Here is a 22,005-nt window from a genome sequence, read left to right as displayed (position 1 = left end):
TATTAAGGAATTATTTTATGGTAACTGCCCAACTTTTACTGAAAGGCAATAAAAAGTTTCCTAAAAATTCTAAATACGTGTTTTTTGAGAAATCAAAAACTTCGATGTCTTTTGAAAGTTCTCCGCTTCTGATTTTATTTTTAAAATCGATAAGCTTTAAGGTCTTTACTTCTCCGTTTTCTACAAAGCTGGCTTTCATTCTGTCGAATAATCCCAATTGGTATTCTTCGTCAATCTCTCTCATTATTTTGCCTAAAGCATCGATGCTGCAGCCTGAAGCCATTTCTTTTTCTTCGTCTACACAGATAACGATAAACTGATTTTTTTCAATTTTAAAAGATGACGAAAGCGGTTTTCCGTGCGCTGCCCAACCTGCCAAGAAATCATATAATTTTTCGGTAATTACTTTGGCTTCTTTTGTAGTGAAAGGTCTTGATGCGGGATATATAATAACTCTGTAATCGTTTGCTTCAACAATATTAGATTCTTCAATTTTCATTCTGAATAAATTTAAAGAGTAAAATTACGGAATTTTCCTGAGTTGGAAACCATTGTACTTTTTGCTTAATGCATACAGAAGTACAATAAAAAGCAAAAGAACAAAACCTAAAAAGAATCTCAGATTAGCACTGTCCGGGAAAAATACAAACTTGATATAAATATTGATAAAGAATAATAAAGACAAGATTCTGATCCACCAATCTTTTGAAAAATAAAAAGTTAATGCCACTAAAATCAATGAAGCCAAGCTTATTTTTTTAAAGTTGATCAATTTAAATAGTAGAAAATCAAAATACTTCTGAAAAGTAAAATCTGCTTTTTCGGCCGAAATTATTGGTCTTCTGTAAAAGAAACTGTCGTAGAAAAGGTCTTTCCAGCCCGGATAATTGTAATATTTAATAATTGCTATATAGATTACAGCAATCAAAAACCCTTGAAGAATTAAACTATAATTGATCTGTTTATTTTCTTTAAAATATTTAAAAACGAAAACTATAAACAGATAACTCATTGCAAAAAGCACATAATCTGGTCTGATTAAAACACAGCAAAGAAGGAAAATAAATTGTAGTAATTCAGATTTTTTTTGAAGCAGGCTAATGATAAAAAGCATTAGAAAGACAAAAACGAACATATCCGGAGTTGGGTTTTGCGCCATATCTCTTACCGGAGGAAACCAGAAAACAAACAAGGAAAGTAGCGGTGCAATAAAATAATTTTGGGGAAACAATAGTTTTAAAATATAAAACATCAGTAAACCACAAATAAAATAGGAAAAAATATTGACCATAAGAACCGAAAGAGGTCCCGTAAATCCTAGTTTATAAAATACATAAACTGCGGCATTAAAGCCAAGTTTAATTTTATAATAGGGCAATTGCTCACCAAAGGCTTTATAATCTGCGTAGAAAACTTCATTGGCATGATTGTAATGAAGAATGTCGTCGAATTCTGTTTTTGAAGCTTCTTTTTCAATATCAGAATACACCTTTTCCTGTGCTTTTTTTGCATCATCAGGGAATTCCCAGGAATAAACACTGCCTAAATATCCAGGCATATCCCAATCATAAACCCTATTCTGATAGCAGGAAAAAGTAAGAAAACTTAAACCTATAATAAAAAAAAGAAAGGATAAACCCCATTTTAAATTCATAACTCAAGATTTATCCTTTCTGGAAATATATATTTACAAATCTTCAGCTTCAGCCAAAAGTTCTACGATATCTTTTACTTCAACTTCGTTATTTTTATTAAAATGTTTTACGCCATCCGTCAACATCGTGTTGCAGAAAGGGCAACCTGTTGCAATGATTTTAGGCTCGAAAGAAAGTGCTTCTTCTGTTCTTTCTACATTGATATCTTTTTTACCTTTTTCAGGTTCTTTAAACATCTGTGCTCCACCTGCGCCGCAACAAAGGCCATTGGTTTTGCAACGTTTCATTTCAACCAATTCGGCATCCAGCTTTTCTAAAAGCATTCTTGGAGCTTCATACTCATCATTGGCTCTTCCCAAATAACAAGGATCGTGGAATGTGATTTTTTTACCTTTAAAACTTCCGCCTTCAATCTTCAGTCTGCCTTCATTCATCAATTCTTTTAAGAATTGAGTATGATGAATTACTTCATAGTTTCCACCTAAATTAGGATATTCATTTTTAAGGGTATTGAAACAGTGCGGACAAGCCGTAACGATTTTTTTCACTTCATAAGCATTCAGAACTTCAATGTTCGTCATTGCCATCATCTGGAAAACAAACTCGTTTCCGGCACGTTTTGCGGGATCACCTGTACAGCTTTCTTCCTGTCCTAAAACAGCGAATTCAACACCTATTTTATTTAAAATTTTGCAGAATGCTTTGGTTATTTTTTTGGCTCTATCATCGAAACTTCCAGCGCAACCTACCCAGAAAAGAACTTCCGGAGATTTGCCTTCCATTGCGTAATCCGCCATTGTTTTTATATTGAAATCCATATCAGTTTCAAATTTATTAATATAACAGTGTAACAGTTTACCAGTGATTGTTACATCGTTACATTTTTACATTATTAGATTAATTAGTCTTTTGCCCAGTTCAGACGGTCTGCCTGATTGTATTGCCAAGGTGCGGCATTGTTTTCTACATTGGTCATCATCAGATTCAGTTCCTGTGGTGCTGCTGATTGCTCCATCACCAAGAATCTTCTCATTTCGAAAATAATAGAAAGCGGGTCAAGCAATACTGGACAAGCCTGTGTACAAGCATTACAAGTAGTACAAGCCCAAAGTTCTTCTTTCGTGATGTAGTCGTTCAACAATTTTTTACCATCATCTTTAAACTTTCCGTTTTTATCGATATTTCTACCAACTTCTTCCAAACGGTCTCTCGTTTTCATTAAAATAGCTCTCGGTGAAAGCTTTTTACCTGTAATATTTGCCGGACAAACAGAAGTACATCTTCCACATTCTGTACATGAATAAGCATTCAATAACTGAACCTGGTTCAAATCAAAAATATCTTCTGCACCAAATTTCGACGGAGCTTCTTCTGCACCTTCAGCTGGAGCTGCGTAAGGATCTGCATTCGGATCCATCATCAATTTGATCTCTTTGGTAACAGACTCAAGATTATTGAATTTTCCGTACAAATCAAGATTGGCGTACCAAGTACTTGGAAACGCAAGAATAATATGTAAATGTTTAGAATAATAAAGGTAATTCATAAAGAACAGAATCCCTATGAAGTGGAACCACCAAGCTCCTCTTTCAACAACTTCTAAAAAGATATTATCAAAACTGAAAATTTCCAGGAACGGAACCAAAGTCATTTCGCTAATTGGAAAGCTTCCATGTGCTGCTAAAACTCCTCTTTGCTGTAAAATAAAATCTGAAGAATTCATCGTGAAGAAAGCAAGCATTAAAGCAAATTCAATGATCAAAATCCAGTTGGCATCATTTTTTGGCCATCCGAAAAGTTCTTTCATCGTCAATCTTTTCACTCCGTAAAAATTTCTACGGATGAAGAAAAGAACAACTCCTACAATCACTAAAAGTGCTAAAACTTCTAATGTCGCCGTGAAAAAATTATAAAAAGTATGACCAAAAATTGTTGATAGAAAACGGTGAGTTCCGAAGATTCCGTCAACGATAATTTCGACTAATTCGATATTAATAATTACGAAACCGACGTAAACAAAAAGGTGCAAAACACCTGCAACAGGTCTTGCCGTCATTCTGCTTTGTCCCATCGCAACTCTTGCCATGGTTTCCCAACGCTCAGCTTTTCTGTCGCTGCGATTAATTTCTCGTCCTAATCTGATATTTCTATAGATCTTCAGAAGACTTTTTCCAAAAAGCCCGAAACCTGCAATAAGTAAAATCAGAAAAAATACATTATCAAGATACTGCATATTGTAGATTTTTAGTCTTTACTATTCTTACCGAAAACTGAGAAATTAATATATCTCTTAGGATTCGCTTTCATATCCTCGATTAAAGAGTTCAGATTGGTAGATGCAGAGTTCAGGTTGTTGTACAACTGATCATCTTTCATAATCTTCCCTAAACTACCTTCACCTCTGTCAATACCTGAAATCACACCGTTTAATTTTCCAACAGTTTGATCTAAATTAGCAATTGTCTGATTCAATTGTTTGGTATCGATGCTTTCCGCAAGATTTCCGTATTTGTCTAAAGTTGTTTTACCACTTTGCATGGTTAAACTTGCTTCATCAAGAACTTTCTGAAGTTTAGGATCATTGTTACCAACCAATTTGTTTACGTTTCCTGCTGTAGTTTCTAATGCACCTACAGTTTTGTTTAGGTTGTGAAGCAATATTCTGATTTCTTCTCTGTTTTGAGCATTCATTACCTGATTAGCATTTGCCATCAAAGAATCTACTCTATGCAAAACTGTTTGCAACTGGTCTTTCACAGGACCAACCTGAGAAGAAAGACTGTTCATCATTCCTAGCTTGAAAGCACCTTTCAAAGTATCTCCGTCTTTTGCAGTAGGACCACCATAAAAAAGATTCACTCTCATTTCTTTACCACCCATTAAGCTTGGCTCAAAAATCTCAAGATTTGAATTTTTTGAAAATTCAAAATTATCATCTACGGTAATCTTTACGACAAAATGAAGTTTACCATCTTTGCCTGTCTGAGGGATGATTTTATCAACCTGCCCTACTTTCAGACCATTGATGGAAACCGGAGAAGACTGTGCAAGACCTTCTACGTTATCATATTTTGCGTAAAATATATTGTCGGTAGTAAAAAGGCTTCTGCCTTTCATAAACTGAAATAAAATCACGAAGCCGACGATGGCTAAAAGCGCAATTAAACCAGCCTTTAATTCTTTACTGAATTTCACTTGTTAAATTTTTTCTAATGTAGCAAATATAGTACATTTTAAATTAATGTTTCTCTTTATTGCTCTGCGTTAAATACAAAAAAAGCGCCAAAATTACTTTGGCGCTTTTATATTTTTTAAATTAGAATCTTATTGTTGATTTCCTAATTTACTCCAGATTTCAATTCTGTAATCATCGATATCTGCATTGTCTTGTAAGCTCTTTAACCAAGCCTGACCAAACATTCCTGCATTTCTCTGGGTAACAGATTCTGTAAATTGTTTTACATCTCCTGGTTGTTTATTGATTGTTTCGTTCTTTTTAACGATAACATAAACACCAGTACCGCCTTCGATTGGATTTGAAACTTTTCCTTTTGCAATACCAAACGCAGCACCAGCAACTTTAGGCTCCATCGCTCCTGCTACAGAAGGATTAAGCATGTTAACCTGAGCCGATTGCTTAGTTGTTGCAAATTTTGTAGCCACCTGATCTAGGCTTCCTGCTTTTCCGATTTTCTCAGAAATTTGCTTAGCTGCCAATTTATTCTGAACTACTGTTTCTATCTGATCTCTTACGGATTCCGGATCTGCAAGACCTTTTTCTTGTTTTCCGTTTAAGTAAACAACTACTTTATCTCCTGTACCTTCTACAGTGAAGAATTCTGTATCACCTTTTTCTCTTTTCTTATCAAAAGCCCAAGCGATAATTTCACCGTCTTTATCAGTTCCTAAACCTTGAAGCTGACCGTCAAATCTTTTTGCAGATTTAGCGTTAGAATATTGGTAGTTTGATTTTTTAGCAATATTTACAAAATCATTGAATGATTTCCCTTGAATCTGCTGGATAAATCTTCTTGCTTTCTTATCAACTTCAGCCTCTGTAGCTTCAGAAGGCTTGATCGTTTTCACGATATGAGCAATTTTATAACCCATTGCCCCAGCTTTTTTATCTTCAATATTGATGATGTGATAACCGAAAGCTGTTTCTGCTAAACCTGTAGCGCCTTTAGGATTGTTTGCTAAAAATGCTAAATAACCTGGAGCGAACTGACTTTGAGGAGTCGTCCAACCCACACTTCCTTTTCTTTCAACAGCACCTGGTTCGTCAGAAAGCTTAAGACCTTCTGCAAATTTTGCAGGATTAGCTTTAATTCTAGCCATTAAACTGTCAGCAATTTTTTTAGCTTCTTCTTTAGTTCTTGTCGCTGTAGATCTTTCAGCTCCTTTGTAAGCGATCAAGATATGGTTTGACAACGTAGAATCTGAAGGTTTTTTGTCAATTAATTTAGACAATACATAAAGATTCTGTTCTTTGTAAGGTCCGAAAACCTGTCCGATTGCAGCCGCTTCAATTTTCCCTTGTAATCCTTGAGGCATTTGGTTTGCCTGAACATAAGCATTGTTGTAAGGCATATCTGAATTTGCCATTACAAACATAGAATCATTAGTCGTGTTCTGGAAGTTTTCTTTTCCATCGCTTGCATCAGTACCTCCAGAAAATATTTTGGTAATATCTTTTTGTACTGCAGCTTCATCTGCCGGACTTGGCTGAGAAGGGAAAAATGCAATTCCTAAATTTCTGCTTGGCTCAGTTTTAAACTGTACTGGATGTGCTTTGATATAATTAGCTAAATCCTCAGTTGTAACCTTGATCTTATTTTTCTGAAGATAAGAAGCGTAATCTACTTTTACAAAATCGATATCAGCAAGCTGATCTCTTTCTTTCATTAATTCTTCAGCTTCTTTTTTACCAGTAGTGATACCTGCAGAAACATTAGCAAAAACCTGTCTTGCCATAATTCTGTACTCAATGGTCTTTCTAGTTTTCAACCATTGATTGTATCCTTCAGGGTTTGTATTCTTTAGAGTTTCAATTTCTTTTTTTAATTCCTGAAGCTTGAAATTCCCTTTTTCGTCAAAAAGCTGTTGGTTTTGTGCAAACATTTGATCAAACTGAAGCTGATTCCAGAATAGATCATCTGTCATTTCGAAGCCCATTTTTTCAAATTGCTGTTTTACCAATTTCGACTGTACAAGTAGTTGCCAAGCTTGTTCTTCAAGTCCGTTTTTTGGTTGACCTTGCTGCTCTGCTTGTTGTTGTAATACGAAAAGCTGGTCATTATACTCTTCACGAGTAATTTTCTCACCATTTACTTTTCCTAAAACATCAGGGTTTTTACCAAAAACCTTATCAAGGCTTTCCGGGTTTACCAAAAACGCCAAAAGCGCCAATGCGATCATTCCCATCAAAAGCCAAGGTCTACTCCTAATCTGTCCTAAAATTGCCATTTTATAAATATAGTTTTTATATCAGTGTGCGAAAATACACATTTTTAAGAAATTACAGAAATATAAGTCGTGTTTTTAATTTTTAAAATTCAAATACTGTGAAAATGGAAATTTTGACCGTATTTTTTGACGATTATCAAATGGCATTAATATTGTCAATTTAATATACAGTTCATACATATTGCTTTCTCTAAGCAAATTGTGAAATATCATTATAACGACTTAAACTGAAAATGACAATTTGTCATTCGATTTATTATGACAGAATTTGAAGATATAAATTTTGATGATATTCTTGGCGATGGTTTTAACATAGTAGCCGAAGAAATCAACCTTTCTGACCTAAATATGGATAATGAGAAAAGCTCTGAGCAAAACATTTTCCCGATACTTCCGGTAAGAAACATGGTGATGTTCCCAAATGTGGTAATTCCTATCACTGCAGGAAGAAAGACCTCTATACAACTTCTTGAAGAAGCGCAACAAAACGGTGATTATATAGGAATTGTGAGTCAGAAAAACTCTGACATCGAGCAACCTACCGAAAAAGATCTTTATCACACAGGAACTTTAGCCAAAATCATTAAGATTATTAAGCTTCCGGAAGGAAACATCACTGCTATTACCAAAGGATTCCATCGATTTAAAGTAAAAAAAATCGTAGAATCTCAACCTTATTTTAAAGCTGAAATATCTAAATTAAAAGATACAAAAGCTAAAAACAAAGAGGAATACGAAGCATTACTGGAAAACATTAAAGATTTAGCTCTAAAAATTATTGAGCTTGATCCTAACATTCCGAATGCTGCCAATTTTGCTATAAAAAACATTAGTAACAATGAAGATTTATTGAATTTTGTGAGCACAAATGCCAATTTCCCTTACTTGGAAAAGCAAAAACTTTTGGAAGAAAAAAGCCTGATGGAAAGAGCCAAAAAGTGCTACGAAATGATGCACGAGGATTTCCGAAAGCTTGAATTGAGAAATCAAATTCATCAAAAAACTTCTAAAGATTTAGATAAGCAACAGAGAGAATATTTCCTGAATCAGCAAATCAGAACAATTCAGGATGAATTGGGAGGTGGTCCGGAAAGCGATGTTGAAGACTTGCTTAAAAAAGGACAAGATAAAAACTGGAAACCTGAAGTTGAAGAACATTTCCAGAAGGAAATAGGCCGACTACAGAGACAAAACCCTAATTCTCCGGATTATAATGTTCAGAGAAATTATTTAGATTTCTTTACAGATTTACCTTGGGAAACCTTCACAAAAGATACTTTTGATATTGAAAAAGCCGAAAAAGTTTTAGATAAAGCTCATTTTGGTTTAGAAGATATTAAGAAAAGAATTTTAGAACACATGGCTGTTTTAAAATTGAAAAATAACATGAAATCCCCTATCCTATTATTGGTAGGTCCTCCCGGAGTTGGTAAAACCTCTTTAGGAAAATCTGTTGCCGATGCTTTGGGAAGAAAATATGTGCGTGTTTCTTTGGGTGGACTTCATGACGAAAGCGAAATTCGTGGTCATAGAAAAACCTACATTGGTGCAATGGCAGGAAGAATTCTTCAATCCATTAAAAAATCTGGTACTTCCAACCCAGTAATTGTTTTAGACGAAATCGATAAAGTAGGAAAAGGAATGCACGGCGATCCTAGCTCAGCATTGCTTGAAGTTCTGGATCCTGAACAAAACAGCTCTTTCTACGACAACTTCCTAGAAATGGGTTATGATTTGTCTAAAGTAATGTTCTTGGCAACAGCAAACTCACTTTCCACAATCCAAACTCCGCTTTTAGACAGAATGGAGGTCATTCAAATCGCAGGTTATACTTTGGAGGAGAAAATTGAAATCGCTAAGAGGCATTTAATTAAAAAACAACAGGAAGAAAACGGTTTGACTGCAAAATCATTCAAACTTGGCAATCCTGAACTAAAACATATCATCGAAGCACATACTTCGGAAAGCGGCGTAAGAACTTTAGAAAAAAGAATTGCCGCAATTGCACGTTGGGTGGCTTTGCAGACTGCTTTAGTAAGAGAATATGATGCTAAAATTACGGTTGATAAAGTTGATGAAATCTTAGGCGTTCCAAGACCAAAAAGCTTATCTGAATTGACAGATGTTCCTGGAGTAGTAACCGGATTGGCGTGGACAAGCGTAGGTGGAGACATCTTATTCATCGAAAGCATCACAAGCAACGGAAAAGGAAATCTTACCATGACCGGAAATCTGGGAACGGTAATGAAAGAATCTGCAACCATTGCGTTGGAATACATTAAAGCCAAACATGAAGATCTGGGAATCAGTGAAGACGATCTGGAAAAGAAAAACATTCACGTTCACGTTCCTGAAGGAGCTACACCAAAAGACGGGCCTTCTGCAGGAATTGCAATGCTAACTTCTATGGTTTCTTCATTCAAAAACAAAAAAGTAAAACCTCATCTTGCAATGACCGGTGAAATTACTTTACGTGGAAAAGTACTTCCTGTAGGCGGAATTAAAGAAAAATTACTCGCTGCAACAAGAGCCGGAATCAAAGAAGTGATTCTCTGCGAAGCCAACAGAAAAGATGTGGAAGAAATAAAGCAGGATTACCTAAAAAACCTGAAAGTAAACTACGTAAGCTGGATGAAAGAAGTACTGGAACTGGCCATCGAAAAATAAATATTCAATAATAAACATAAAACCTCACCTGAAAACGGTGGGGTTTTATTATTTTTATACAGCAGATTTTTAATTATGAATTTTATCAAACTTCCATTTCTCCTGAAACTTGCATTAGCAGTTATTTCCATCATCGGAATCGGTTACCTTATCAAATTAGGACAGAGTATTTTGGCTCCGTTTTTTTTAGCATTTTTAATGGCGATGCTTTTTTTGCCGTTTGCTAATTTTATGGAACGAAAATTAAAATTCCCAAGATCTGTTTCTACAATTGTTTCGGTCATGATGATGTTGATTATTCTTACGGGAATGATTTATTTCTTCGGCTCCCAAATATCAAGCTTCAGCAGAGATCTTCCACATCTCAGCAAACAGTTTAATTTGGTTTTTCACAATCTGCAAAACTGGGTATCACATACTTTTAATGTAAAAATTGATGAACAGTTTGATTATTTAGACCAAGGTTTGGCTAAACTTTTATCTTCTTCGGGAGTAATTTTAGGATTTACTTTTGGAGTTTTTTCTTCAAGCTTAGGCTTTTTGGCTTTTTTCATCTTGTTTTTTGTCTTTATATTAAATTACAGAAGAATATTAAATAATTTCATCGTTAATGTTTTTAACGAAAAACATAAAGCCAGCGTGCAGGAAGTTGTTTCGGAGGTGAGAATAATGACCAAAAGATACATTATCGGGCTTTGTCTTCAGGTAATTATTGTTTCGGTACTTGCCACAATAGTTCTTACTATTTTAGGCGTAAAATACGCAATTTTATTGGGTGTTTTAACTGGACTATTAAATGTAATTCCTTACATCGGAATCGCTATTTCTTTATTAATTTCTTGTTTTATCGCATTTGCAACGGGCACTGTTTCTACTTGTGTTTATGTAGCAATCGGCTATGTTATTGTTCACGCTATCGACGGAAATATTGTACTGCCTTTTGTGGTAGGTTCAAAAGTAAAAATCAACGCATTATTTTCTTTCATCGGAATTCTTTTAGGTGAACATCTTTGGGGAATTTCCGGAATGTTTCTTTGTATTCCCGCAATTGCGATTATTAAAATTATTTTTGAAAGAGTAGATGGTTTAAAACCTTGGGGGAAATTATTGGGTGAGGAAGAAAAACCTCATAAAAAGAAAAAATCTTATAAAATTTCTAAAAACATCACCTTAAAAGAAATGGATTAAATATGAGTTATTAGCAATAAGCAATGAATAATTTCAGTTAAAATTAAATTTTCATTGATTTTTTCACAACGAAAAAGAATTTTATTTAATTTTAATAAAAAATCATCTCATGAAAATTATTAAACTTATTATCAGTCTTCTTTTCGGATTAATGTTTATCAATGCAGGTTTGGACAAATTTCTTCATTATATGCCCATGAAAAAACCAACTCCAGAGCAAATGGAACTTTTCACTGCATTTGATAAAATCTTTTGGTTGATGCCTTTAGTAGGAGCTGTAGAAATTATTGGCGGATTATTATTTATTTTCCCAAAAACTAGAGCTTTAGGAGCAATTGTTATTCTTCCCGTAATGGTTGGAATTGTTATTCATGTTTTCACGATGGATAAATCTCCAATGGGAATGTCAATAGCCGGTGTTTTATTCTTAATTAATCTTTGGATGATTATTGATAATAAAGAAAAATATAGAGCTTTGCTGAAATAATAATGTGAATGGTGAATGGTCAATTCGCTTTGCTTGTCAACTTCTAAAATTCACTTGCGAAGCAAGATTCACAATTCACCATTGACTTTTAAACAAATGCGCTGAACCCCGTAATCGATCTTCCAACAATCAGCGAATTGATTTCTTTCGTTCCCTCATAAGAATAAATCGCTTCGGCATCGGCAACAAACCTTGCCACATCATATTCGAGCAGAATTCCATTTCCGCCCATCACTTCTCGTGCTCTGGAAACAACATCTCTCGTACGCATAGTACAAAAAACTTTCGCTAAAGAAGCATGCTCGTCTTTCAGAATATCTTCGTCCTGCATTTCAGAAAGCCTGAAAACCATCGTTTGCATCGCCGTCAAATTTGACAACATTTCTACCAAATGTCCCTGAATCATTTGAAAAGAAGCAATTGGTTTCCCGAACTGTTCCCTTGTTCTTGTATAAGCTAAAGCACTTTCATACGCTCCTCTTGCACAACCTGTCGCCATCCATGCAACTCCGGCTCTTGTCATTCTCAAAACTTTTGCGGTGTCTTTAAAAGAATTGGCATTTTGAAGTCTGTTTTCTTCTGTAACTAAACAACCCTTCAATGTAATCAAACCATTCTGAACAATTCGAAGCGCCATTTTTCCTTTAATTTTCTCTACAGAATAACCAGGATTATCTTTTTCAACAATAAAACCTTTTACTTCGCCATCATCAAGATCTCTTGCCCAAATAATAATGACGTCTGCAAAAGTGGCATTTCCAATCCATTTTTTTTCACCATTTAAAACCCATCCTTCAGGTGTTTTTTTGCAAGTAGCCGTCAAACCTCCTGCTGCACCGGAACCCACTTCAGGTTCAGTTAAACCAAATGCACCAATTTTTTCAAACTTCTGCATTTGAGGAAGCCATTTTTGCTTTTGCTCTTCCGAACCGCAAATATAAATAGAGCCCATTGCTAAGCCAGATTGCACTCCGAAGAACGTAGCAATTGAAGCATCAATTCTCGCCATTTCCATTGCGATAACGCCCTCCATCAAAAAAGGCATTCCTTTGCAACCGTAACCTTCATATGTTACTCCGCAAATATCAAGCTTTTGAAATTTTGGAATCAGCTCATGTGGGAATTCGTCTCGCAACCAATAATGATTCACCAAAGGCTTTACTTCTTTTTCCATAAACGCTCTCACTTTAAGCTGAACTTCTCTTTGCTCGGGAGTCAAAGTATGATAAATATCGTAGAAATCGCCATCAATAGGCGGAAGTTCCTTTTTCTTTTTATTAGGATCAAGCATTTTCGATAAGCCCTGCAACTGTTTGTTATCTAATTTTGAAAAACTCTGCATCAGTTTTGGCAAATCCACCTTTTGAGAAATGGCAGTCAGCTGATCAAAATCTATTGATCGGAATAATTCTATAGCGTTTCTGATTTTGGAAAAAGTATTAGACATATTATTTGAGATTTAATTTGTAAAACATTAGCAAAAATCAATCCGAAGTACTAATCAAACAGAGCAATAAATTTTACAAAATACTGAATTTCAATAATTTAAATTTAATTAATTATTTACAAAATGTTTACCTACAATATTCAAACATTACAAGCGATTCTGCTGGAACTTTGAACTAAGTAAAACATTAAAAAATAAATATATGAAAACGACTTACATCAGATTAACCATCGCAACCGCACTTTTATTAGGAATTTATTCATGTAAAAAAAGCGAAGCTACCGTAAGCGATTATGAATTGTCAACAGCTGCAGATTCGGCTTCAGTGGAAAGTTCCGATAACATTTCTTCAGCAGCAACCATGTCTATAAAAGACAAACAGTTCATCAAAACTGCGAATGTAAACATGGAAGTGAAAGATGTTTACGGAGCAACCATATCGATCGAAAAATCGGTGCAGGAACTTGGTGGATTTGTTACGCACAGTAATTTACAGAGCAGAGTAATTTCGGAGGACACTTACAATACTTCTAATGAAGAAGCTATGCTGGTAAAAAAATATCAGACCGAAAACACAATGCAGGTAAGAGTTCCCACAGCAAAACTAGGTGAACTTTTAACCTTAATTAACGATAAAAAACTCTTCCTGAATTCCAGAATCATCAATGCCGAAGATGTGACTTCAAACATTAAATATGCAGAAATGGAAGGCAAAAGAATTAAAAAAACCAACGAGAATATTTCCGAACTCAAAACCACAAAAGACAAAGTAAAAATGAGCGATGAAAATATGTCTAAAGAAAACCAGCAACAGCTCGCAAATCTTGATATAACCGATAATCTAAAATACAGCACAGTTGATATTTACATTAAAGAACCTAAACTAAGAATTGCAGAAATTGCCATTACCAATTCTAAAAATATTGACAATAAATACAAATTCAATTTTATGTATGATGTGAAAAATGCTTTTGTGGAAGGTTTTTATTTAATTCAAAGAATTCTTGTAGGATTGGTAGCGATTTGGCCGATTGTAATTATTGCTGGTATTGCGTTTTACTTTTATAGAAAAAACAAATCTAATAAGAAACCAATTCAGGCTGATAAAGAATAAGCGTGGCATCCTAACCTTTTGGTTATTCATATATAAATATTATCTAACCTCTACATTTTGTGGAGGTTTTTATTTTTAAATCTATAATTTTTAATTTCGTTTTATTAAAAATAAATCTACACAAAGAGATTTTTTTTCTTACTTATTCAATAAAACTCAGGAAAGAGCGTTAATCATTCAAAATAAAAAAATGACCAAAATTTTTACTGCACTATTTTTTATTCTAAGCTTGTCAATTTTTTCTCAAAATAAAATCAAAATTTTAGATTCAGAAAATCAGAAGCCTATTCCTTATGCTAAACTTATTTTAAAAGACAAAAGTTACTACAAAAACACTGAAGAAAACGGCGAAGCAATTTTAGAGAAAGATGAAGAAATATCAGAAATTTAATCTTTTGGATATGAAAACTTGAAAGTTGAAAAATTCCAACAAACCTATTCATTAAAACCTCAGTTCAATGAAATTGAGGCAATAGAAATCACAAAACCAAAGTTTCAGAAATCATTTTCAGTAGGTTCAATTAAAAAAAGCAGCATGGGCTTTTCTGCTTTAAATATAAGCTGGATGGTCGTCGATTTATTTAAAAATGAAATTCCCGATGAAAAAGTTTACATTAAAAAGATAAAAATCCCAACGCAAGTTCATAATACGATAAAAGAAGCTACTTTTAACCTTATTTTTTATGAAAACATCAACGGTAAACCTTCCTTAGAAAAAACAAAAAATATTGTTGTTTCCTGTAAGTCTGGTAAACATCTTACTGAAATAGATCTATCAAAAAATCCTATTCCATTCCCTAAAGACGGTTTATTTATTGGTTTTGAGTGGATTGTAAATGAACAAAACACGTACTCTTACATCACCACTGTAAACCATCCGGACGGAACTAAAGAAAAAAATGTATTAAAGCATGGAACAGCTCCTTCTTTCAAGGCTTATGAATCAGTAAATTCAAATGTCATGGCGAATATTAATCTCGACTGGTATAACATTTTTAATACGAAAACAAGAAAAACGGTTTACAGTATTTCTATGCAATTAGAACTCACCAATTGATTTTTAATCCTCAATTAACATCATTGTACGAAAATTCCGTAAATTTGCAGATTGAAATTTAATAAATATGATTTAGCGAATTTTATTCAAAAAAAATTCTTACATCTTATAATCACTTCTACATATGTTATCAAAAATAAATCCTACACAAACAAATAGCTGGAAAGCTCTCGACGAACACTTTGGAAATAACGATTTTGAGCTGAGAACGCTTTTTCAATATAATCCAAACCGTTTTGACGAGTTTTCTATCAAAAAAGACAATTTCTTATTCGATTATTCTAAAAATTTAATCGATTCAAGAACAAAAGAGCTTCTTTTGAATCTTGCAGAAGAATGTCAATTGAAGGATGCTATTTCTAAAATGTTTTCGGGTGATAAAATCAACGAGACAGAAGGAAGAGCAGTTTTGCATACCGCTTTGAGGGATTTTTCTGATAAAGAAATTTTGGTTGATGGTGAAAACATTAAGCCTCAAATCAAAAGAGTTTTAGACCATATGAAATCTTTCTCTGAAAAAATTATTTCAGGAGACCACAAAGGTTTTAGCGGAAAAGAAATTACGGATGTTGTCAACATCGGAATTGGAGGTTCAGATTTGGGGCCTGTAATGGTTGTTTCGGCTTTAAAACATTTTAAAACAAGATTAAATGTTCATTTCGTTTCAAACGTAGACGGAAATCATATCGCTGAAGTGGTGAAGAATCTAAATCCTGAAACTACTTTATTCATCATTGCTTCGAAAACGTTTACGACTCAGGAGACAATGACGAATGCAAATTCGGCAAAAGACTGGTTTTTAAAAGCCGGAAAACAGGAAGATGTAGCAAAACATTTTGTTGCTTTATCTACTAATGTTCAATCAGTTAAAGACTTCGGAATAGCAGAAGACAACATCTTCGAATTCTGGGATTGGGTTGGTGGAAGATATTCATTGTGGAGCGCAATTGGCTTGAGCATTGTTCTTTCTGTTGGATATGAGAATTTTGAGCAATTATTAAAAGGTGCTGAAAATACAGACCAGCATTTCCAAACGGCAGATTTTTCAGAAAACGTTCCTGTTTTAATGGGACTTTTAGGAATCTGGTATCGTAATTTTTATGCTGCAACAAGTCACGCTGTTTTGCCTTACTCTCAATATTTAGACAGATTTGCAGCCTATCTTCAACAGGGAGACATGGAAAGTAACGGAAAATGCGTAGACAGAAACGGAGAATTTGTAGAATATGAAACAGGTCCGATTATTTGGGGAGAACCGGGAACAAATGGACAACATGCTTTCTATCAATTAATTCATCAGGGAACAGAATTGATTCCTGCAGATTTTATTGCCTATGCTAAAAGTCCAAACAAAGTTTCTGATCACCAAGATAAATTATTTGCTAATTTTTTCGCTCAGACTGAAGCTTTAGCTTTTGGTAAAGACGAAGAAGAAGTGGAAGAAGAATTACAAGCTTCAGGAAAATCTGAAGAAGAAATAGATTTCTTATTAAACTATAAAGTCTTCCACGGAAACACACCAACTAACTCACTATTAATTAAAGAATTAACTCCATTTTCATTAGGACAACTAATTGCATTATATGAGCACAAAATATTTGTTCAAGGAGTAATCTGGAATATTTTCAGTTTTGACCAGTTTGGGGTGGAGTTAGGAAAAGTTTTAGCAAATAAAATTTTACCTGAACTTGAAAGTAATGAGACCATTAGCTCTCACGACAGCTCAACAAACGGGTTGATTAATTATTATAAAGGAAACAAATAGAGATGTCGCTACTAAGATCATATTATTACAAATTACCTCCCGGTTTAAGAATTTTAGGAAGAAAAATTTATTATTTTCCTATTGATTTTTATGAAGGAATTACCGGAAAAAGATCGAAAAACGAGCCTAAAAAAGGAGATATCTATGTAGGAAGCAGTGATTTTCTTGCTCACGGAATTCGACAGACAAAAGTTTTACAAAAATATATTGATCTTAAAAGTAACGACCATATTTTAGATGTAGGATGTGGTATTGGAAGAACCGCCGTAGCATTAACGAATGTTATCAAAGAAGGTTCTTATGATGGTTTTGATGCCGTTGAAAAGGGAATTACTTGGTGTAACAAGAATATCAACAGGAAACATCAAAACTTTAATTTTAAATTTACTCCGATATATAATGATTTGTATAATTCTTTCAGTTTAAAAGCAGAAGAATTTACATTTCCTTACGAAGACAAAAAATTTGACAAAGTATTTTTATTTTCTGTTTTCACCCATATGCAGGTGGTCGAGATTAAAAGATATTTAAATGAAATCAGCCGTGTTTTAAAAAATGATGGTTTGTGTTTGTCAACTTTCTTCTTATACGACGATTCTAAAAAAGAAAGTGGGACAATGCATTTTCCTCATATTTATGATGGCTACAAACTAATGGACGACAAGGTAACCGCCGCAAATATTGCTATCAGTATCCCCTTATTGAATAAAATGGCAGCTGACGCTGACTTGACGGTTACAGAAATAAAAGGCGGATATTGGAGAAATGATGTAGAAAAAGAAGGAGCAGATGAGTTTCAGGATGTCGTAGTATTCAAAAAAATCTAATAAAGTAATAAAAGTAAAAATGGCAGAAATTCTTGACGGATTAAAAGTATCCAAAGAAATCAAAGCAGAAATCAAGGTTGAAGTTGACAAAATTATTGCAAGCAAAAGAAGAGCACCACATTTAGTAGCAATTCTTGTCGGGAACAACGGAGCAAGCAAGGCGTATGTAAATGCTAAAGTGAAAGACTGTGAAGAAGTAGGATTTCAATCTAGCTTAGTTAAATTTCCAAGCACCGTTTCTGAATCAGAATTGTTGGAAAAAATCGACGAACTGAATAAAGATAAATCTGTAGACGGTTTTATCGTTCAGTTACCTTTACCAGAGCAGGTTGATCAGGAGAAAATTATCAACGCTATCGATCCGAGAAAAGATGTTGATGGTTTCCACCCAACAAATTTTGGAAAAATGGCTTTGGAAATGGATACTTTCTTACCAGCAACTCCTTTTGGGATTTTAACATTATTGGAAAGATATAATATTGAAACAAAAGGTAAAGACTGTGTAATCATCGGAAGAAGTAAAATTGTGGGAAGACCAATGAGTATTTTGATGGGAAGAAAAGATTTTCCTGGGAACTCAACAGTTACTTTGACCCACTCTTATACAAAAGATATTGAAGAATATACTAAAAAAGCAGACATCGTAATTACCGCTTTAGGTGACCCTCACTTTTTGAAAGGTGAAATGATTAAAGATGGAGCAGTAATCGTTGACGTAGGAATTACAAGGGTTGATAACGATTCTCCAAAAGGATATTATTTAGCAGGTGACGTAGATTTTGACAGTTGTGCAGCAAAAGCAAGCTGGATTACGCCTGTTCCCGGAGGAGTAGGTCCTATGACAAGAGCGATGTTGATGAAAAATACCATCATTGCTTATAAGACTTCGGTCTATAACGACTAATTTGAAATGAATAAAGAAGAAGATATATTATTAAAAGAAGGTAAAATGCTCCCTGTGATGGAGCATTTTTACACTATTCAGGGAGAAGGCGCACATACAGGAAAAGCAGCTTATTTCATCAGACTGGGAGGTTGTGATGTTGGTTGCCATTGGTGTGATGTAAAGGAAAGTTGGGACCCAACGTTACATCCCTTGATGAATGCTGAAGAAATTGCAGAAACTGCCGCAAAACACTGTAAAATTATTGTTTTGACCGGTGGTGAACCGTTAATGTGGAATTTAGATATTTTGACTTCTAAATTAAAAGAATTAGGTTGCACCATCCATATCGAAACTTCAGGAGCATATCCTTTGAGCGGACAAATCGACTGGATTACGCTTTCACCAAAGAAAACAGGACTTCCGAAAGAAGAAATTTATGCTAAAGCTCACGAGCTTAAAATGATTGTTTTTAACAATAATGACTTTAAGTTTGCGGATGAACAAGCTGCAAAAGTTTCGGAAAATTGTAGGCTATATCTTCAGAGTGAATGGAGCAAAAGAGACGAAATGTATCCTAAGATTACCGATTTCATCCTTGCAAATCCGCGTTGGCAAGCATCAGTGCAAACTCACAAGTATCTGAATATCCCATAAAGAAAGCAAGTTCACTTATCTTTTAGTTTCTTTTTAAAAGAAATTAAAAATTCAACTTATCGGATAACTAATAATATTTTTATATTCTAGACATTAGTTTTTCGGTCTTAGTTTTGCTACTACTTTTCAAAGTTTTAAATAAATAGTCTAATTTAGCAGAATGTTAAAAAACTTTTTTACAGCCGTCGGAGAATACATGATTCTTATCGGTAAATCTCTTCAAAAGCCTCAGAAAATGAGAGTTTTTTGGAAGCTATTTATGCGAGAAATCAATGATTTGGGAGTCAACTCATTTGGGTTGGTTATTTTCACGTCTATCTTTGTCGGAGCCGTTGTTGCCATTCAGATGTTTAACAATTTTGATGCATCATCGTTCCCTATTCCTCCTGCATTTGTAGGTTATGCAACCAAAGCAGTTTTAGTATTGGAGTTTGCTCCTACAATTATCAGTTTAATTTTAGCAGGAAAAGTAGGTTCATATATCGCTTCCACCATTGGTACAATGCGTGTTTCGGAACAGATTGATGCTCTAGATATTATGGGAGTAAACTCTCCCAATTTTTTAATTTTACCTAAAATTATTGCCTGTCTTATTTTTAATCCGCTTTTAATTGCAATCAGTATTGTTTTTGGTATTGGTGGAGGTTATATTGCAGGGATACTTACCGGTAACTGGACGACTGCCGATTACATCACAGGAATACAAATGTACATGCCGAATCTTTTCATTTATTATGCATTTGCTAAGACCATTGTTTTTGCATTTGTAATTGCCACTGTACCTTCTTATTTTGGATATTTTGTGAAAGGTGGTTCATTGGAAGTAGGTAGAGCAAGTACACAAGCCGTGGTTTGGACGATGGTATTTATCATTATTTCCGAATTAATTTTAACACAATTAATATTAAGCTGATGATTGAGGTAAAAAATCTTAAAAAGAGTTTTGGTGATGTTGAAGTGCTTAAAGGAATTTCAACCACCTTCGAAAAAGGTAAAACAAACCTGATTATCGGACAAAGTGGATCAGGAAAAACCGTTTTTCTTAAAAGTTTATTAAATGTTTATCAGCCTTCATCAGGAGAAATCTTGTTTGATGGAAGAGATATCAATGTAATGAACCGCGAAGAAAAGCAGCATTTACGATCTGAGATCGGAACATTATTTCAGGGAAGTGCATTGTTTGATTCTTTAACTGTTGAAGAAAACATCATGTTTCCACTTGATATGTTTACCAATTTAACGTTCAGAGAAAAGAAAAGAAGGGTTTTTGAGGTAATCGGAAGAGTACATTTAGATAAAGCTAACAGAAAATTCCCATCAGAAATTTCCGGAGGGATGCAGAAACGTGTGGCAATTGCAAGAGCGATTGTAAATCACCCAAAATATCTTTTCTGTGATGAGCCAAACTCAGGATTAGATCCTTATACTTCTAATGTAATTGATGATTTGTTGCTTGAAATTACCAAAGAATACAACACCACAACCATTATCAATACTCACGATATGAACTCGGTGATGACCATTGGCGAGAAAATTGTATACCTGAGATTGGGCATAAAAGAATGGGAAGGTAATAAAGACATCCTGATTACTGCAGGCAATAAAAATCTAATCGATTTCGTTTATTCATCAGAATTATTTAAAGAATTGCGAGAATATCTTTTAGAGAATAATAAAACAATTGAGAATACTATTACAAAAATAGACGATAATGAAAAAATTAATTAGCGCAGCATTTATAGGCTTTTCAGTTTTTGCTTCGGCACAGATTTCACTAGCCGGAAAAGCAAATGTATTGATTCCAACAAGCTCAGCTTCTTGGAAAAACCTTAAAACAGCAGCTACAAATGCTGTAGAGCAAAAAGGAAAAAACATTACCGGATTTAATGTTGGTTTATCTTTAAAAATTGATTTACCAACTGCATTATACGTAATGCCGGAAATTTATTATACCAATTTCAGCAACGAAGTTACTGTACAAAATGATATAAATGCAGCTCAAACTACCATTAAAGCTAAAAACAGCAGAGTAGATATTCCTGTTTTGGTTGGGGTAAATGTATTGGGTAATTTATTAAGTGCTTATGCAGGACCTGTTGGAAGTTTCAACTTAGCTAAAAGCGACAATTTTGATAATTTCGTGCAAAAGGTTGATGCTAAAGAATTCACCGTAGGGTACCAATTGGGTGTACAAAGTGAAATTAAGAAGCTAATTCTTTCTGCAAGATATGAAGGCGCTTTTTCTAAAGATCAGAGAAAATTCATCAACAATGTTGCGGGATCAAGTCAGGAAATCAATTACGACAACAGATCAAGCTTATTTTTGTTAGGTTTAGGATATAAATTCTAATCAAACAAAAATTCAATCATAAAAAAATCCTCAAATTAAATTTGAGGATTTTTATTTATATTTTCTTTTTCAAGCTCAGCCTGACGTCTTTCAATTTCAATAGCTTGCTTTTCAAGTTCTTCTTTTTCTTTTTGAAGTTGTTTAAACTCCTTTCTTTTGGCTTCTTCTTTTATGGCACTCCCTTTACTTACATAACCAATCATTCCGCCGAATATCAAACCTATTCCAATTCCGGCCATAACTCCCATTACATGCGAAATTGTAATTTTCTCAACAGTAAAATCTGTTGTCAGATAAAAAAGTAAGGCAGATACTGCAAGAAGTATCATTCCTATAATCGAAATACTTTTCATAATAGTGTTTTTGATGGTGAATATTGACTTATAAATTTAAACTAAAATTTATAAATTCTTTCGGTTAATCCAATTAATTAAAAACTTAA

General features: G+C 34.1%; 21 protein-coding genes. 13 read left to right on the top strand and 8 right to left on the bottom strand.

Features of this window, described 5'->3' with window-relative positions; translation table 11 throughout:
• Positions 1 to 10 precede the first annotated feature (10 nt).
• From FDY99_RS11635 to FDY99_RS11610, 6 genes are all read right to left on the bottom strand, one after another.
• On the bottom strand, positions 11 to 499 hold the full coding sequence (locus FDY99_RS11635; RefSeq protein ID WP_076562001.1) for a hypothetical protein: 489 nt from the start codon (positions 497 to 499) through the stop codon (positions 11 to 13).
• 24 nt (positions 500 to 523) lie between these two features.
• Positions 524 to 1,654 (bottom strand): hypothetical protein, encoded by a 1,131-nt coding sequence (locus tag FDY99_RS11630; protein WP_139421628.1) that lies wholly within the window; start codon positions 1,652 to 1,654, stop codon positions 524 to 526.
• Between the two features lie 33 nt (positions 1,655 to 1,687).
• Positions 1,688 to 2,473 (bottom strand): (Fe-S)-binding protein, encoded by a 786-nt coding sequence (locus FDY99_RS11625; protein WP_074230390.1) that lies wholly within the window; start codon positions 2,471 to 2,473, stop codon positions 1,688 to 1,690.
• A gap of 83 nt (positions 2,474 to 2,556) precedes the next feature.
• Positions 2,557 to 3,888 (bottom strand): (Fe-S)-binding protein, encoded by a 1,332-nt coding sequence (locus FDY99_RS11620; protein ID WP_139421626.1) that lies wholly within the window; start codon positions 3,886 to 3,888, stop codon positions 2,557 to 2,559.
• 11 nt (positions 3,889 to 3,899) lie between these two features.
• Entirely contained in the window at positions 3,900 to 4,850 is a 951-nt protein-coding gene (locus FDY99_RS11615; RefSeq protein WP_074230392.1) for an MlaD family protein, read from the bottom strand.
• 129 nt (positions 4,851 to 4,979) lie between these two features.
• On the bottom strand, positions 4,980 to 7,121 hold the full coding sequence (locus tag FDY99_RS11610; RefSeq protein ID WP_139421624.1) for a peptidylprolyl isomerase: 2,142 nt from the start codon (positions 7,119 to 7,121) through the stop codon (positions 4,980 to 4,982).
• Positions 7,122 to 7,379: 258 nt separating this feature from the next.
• On the opposite strand from FDY99_RS11610, the gene lon reads away from it, so the two are divergent.
• From lon to FDY99_RS11595, 3 genes are all read left to right on the top strand, one after another.
• On the top strand, positions 7,380 to 9,788 hold the full coding sequence (lon, locus tag FDY99_RS11605) for an endopeptidase La (protein WP_139421622.1): 2,409 nt from the start codon (positions 7,380 to 7,382) through the stop codon (positions 9,786 to 9,788).
• A gap of 75 nt (positions 9,789 to 9,863) precedes the next feature.
• The gene (locus FDY99_RS11600) at positions 9,864 to 10,976 is read left to right on the top strand and encodes an AI-2E family transporter (protein WP_139421620.1); all 1,113 of its coding nucleotides are present in this window, start codon (positions 9,864 to 9,866) and stop codon (positions 10,974 to 10,976) included.
• Positions 10,977 to 11,085: 109 nt separating this feature from the next.
• The gene (locus tag FDY99_RS11595) at positions 11,086 to 11,463 is read left to right on the top strand and encodes a MauE/DoxX family redox-associated membrane protein (RefSeq protein WP_139421618.1); all 378 of its coding nucleotides are present in this window, start codon (positions 11,086 to 11,088) and stop codon (positions 11,461 to 11,463) included.
• Positions 11,464 to 11,551: 88 nt separating this feature from the next.
• On the opposite strand, the gene FDY99_RS11590 is transcribed toward FDY99_RS11595, so the two are convergent.
• Complete coding sequence (locus FDY99_RS11590) at positions 11,552 to 12,910, bottom strand: acyl-CoA dehydrogenase family protein (RefSeq protein WP_139421617.1); 1,359 nt, start codon at positions 12,908 to 12,910, stop codon at positions 11,552 to 11,554.
• A gap of 202 nt (positions 12,911 to 13,112) precedes the next feature.
• Between FDY99_RS11590 and FDY99_RS11585 the strand changes: the two genes are divergently transcribed.
• The 10 genes from FDY99_RS11585 (at position 13,113) to FDY99_RS11540 (ending at position 21,563) form a co-directional block, all read left to right on the top strand.
• Positions 13,113 to 14,024: a DUF4349 domain-containing protein gene (locus tag FDY99_RS11585; protein ID WP_139421615.1), complete on the top strand. Its 912-nt coding sequence runs from the start codon at positions 13,113 to 13,115 to the stop codon at positions 14,022 to 14,024.
• Between the two features lie 190 nt (positions 14,025 to 14,214).
• The gene (locus FDY99_RS11580; protein WP_139421613.1) at positions 14,215 to 14,415 is read left to right on the top strand and encodes a hypothetical protein; all 201 of its coding nucleotides are present in this window, start codon (positions 14,215 to 14,217) and stop codon (positions 14,413 to 14,415) included.
• An 18-nt stretch (positions 14,416 to 14,433) separates the two neighbouring features.
• Positions 14,434 to 15,081, top strand: coding sequence for a hypothetical protein (locus FDY99_RS11575; RefSeq protein ID WP_139421611.1), 648 nt, complete (start codon positions 14,434 to 14,436; stop codon positions 15,079 to 15,081).
• A gap of 124 nt (positions 15,082 to 15,205) precedes the next feature.
• Complete coding sequence (pgi, locus tag FDY99_RS11570) at positions 15,206 to 16,846, top strand: glucose-6-phosphate isomerase (RefSeq protein WP_139421609.1); 1,641 nt, start codon at positions 15,206 to 15,208, stop codon at positions 16,844 to 16,846.
• 2 nt (positions 16,847 to 16,848) lie between these two features.
• The gene (locus FDY99_RS11565; RefSeq protein WP_139421607.1) at positions 16,849 to 17,673 is read left to right on the top strand and encodes a class I SAM-dependent methyltransferase; all 825 of its coding nucleotides are present in this window, start codon (positions 16,849 to 16,851) and stop codon (positions 17,671 to 17,673) included.
• A 19-nt stretch (positions 17,674 to 17,692) separates the two neighbouring features.
• Complete coding sequence (locus FDY99_RS11560; protein ID WP_139421605.1) at positions 17,693 to 18,577, top strand: bifunctional 5,10-methylenetetrahydrofolate dehydrogenase/5,10-methenyltetrahydrofolate cyclohydrolase; 885 nt, start codon at positions 17,693 to 17,695, stop codon at positions 18,575 to 18,577.
• Positions 18,578 to 18,583: 6 nt separating this feature from the next.
• Positions 18,584 to 19,213, top strand: coding sequence for a 7-carboxy-7-deazaguanine synthase QueE (locus tag FDY99_RS11555; protein WP_139421602.1), 630 nt, complete (start codon positions 18,584 to 18,586; stop codon positions 19,211 to 19,213).
• A 160-nt stretch (positions 19,214 to 19,373) separates the two neighbouring features.
• Positions 19,374 to 20,126, top strand: coding sequence for an MlaE family ABC transporter permease (locus tag FDY99_RS11550; RefSeq protein WP_074230404.1), 753 nt, complete (start codon positions 19,374 to 19,376; stop codon positions 20,124 to 20,126).
• Complete coding sequence (locus tag FDY99_RS11545) at positions 20,126 to 20,941, top strand: ABC transporter ATP-binding protein (protein ID WP_074230405.1); 816 nt, start codon at positions 20,126 to 20,128, stop codon at positions 20,939 to 20,941. The genes FDY99_RS11550 and FDY99_RS11545 overlap by 1 nt, the downstream gene beginning before the upstream one ends.
• Positions 20,925 to 21,563 carry an outer membrane beta-barrel protein gene (locus tag FDY99_RS11540; RefSeq protein WP_102978720.1) on the top strand — a complete coding sequence of 213 codons (639 nt, stop codon included), beginning with the start codon at positions 20,925 to 20,927 and terminating at the stop codon, positions 21,561 to 21,563. Before FDY99_RS11545 ends, FDY99_RS11540 begins: the two co-directional genes overlap by 17 nt.
• 35 nt (positions 21,564 to 21,598) lie before the next feature.
• Here the strand turns inward: FDY99_RS11540 and FDY99_RS11535 are convergent, their stop codons facing one another.
• A complete protein-coding gene (locus tag FDY99_RS11535) occupies positions 21,599 to 21,916 on the bottom strand; it encodes a hypothetical protein (protein ID WP_139421601.1) in 318 nt (105 codons plus the stop codon).
• Between the last annotated feature and the right edge of the window lie 89 nt (positions 21,917 to 22,005).

This window comes from Chryseobacterium mulctrae (assembly GCF_006175945.1).
GTDB classification, from domain to species: Bacteria; Bacteroidota; Bacteroidia; order Flavobacteriales; family Weeksellaceae; genus Chryseobacterium; species Chryseobacterium mulctrae.
This window is presented reverse-complemented; position numbering and strand designations above follow the sequence as displayed.